The organism is Chromohalobacter sp. HP20-39 (assembly GCF_033052815.1).
Taxonomy (GTDB): Bacteria; Pseudomonadota; Gammaproteobacteria; order Pseudomonadales; family Halomonadaceae; genus Chromohalobacter.
In genome coordinates, this window is sequence record NZ_JAWHTP010001022.1 from 1 (window position 1) to 247 (window position 247).

A 247-nucleotide genomic window follows, 5' to 3' on the forward strand; every position below is an offset into this window, starting at 1 on the left:
CGCCACTACGCCTACCTGAAGATTTCCGAAGGCTGCAACAACCGCTGCACCTTCTGCATCATCCCGAAGCTGCGCGGCGATCTGGTTTCTCGCCCGGCGAAGGATGTGCTGCTCGAAGCCGAGAAGCTCGTCGCCGCCGGCGTCAAGGAATTGCTGGTGGTGTCGCAGGACACCTCGGCCTACGGCGTCGATATCAAGTATGCGACCAGCATGTGGAAAGACCGCGAGGTCCACGCGAAATTCTTCG

General features: G+C 60.3%; 1 protein-coding gene. It reads left to right on the plus strand.

Annotated features, from left to right (window positions below):
* Positions 1 to 247 (plus strand): radical SAM protein (locus tag RVY79_RS21020; protein ID WP_317466551.1); only part of this gene is annotated, 247 nt, incomplete at both ends.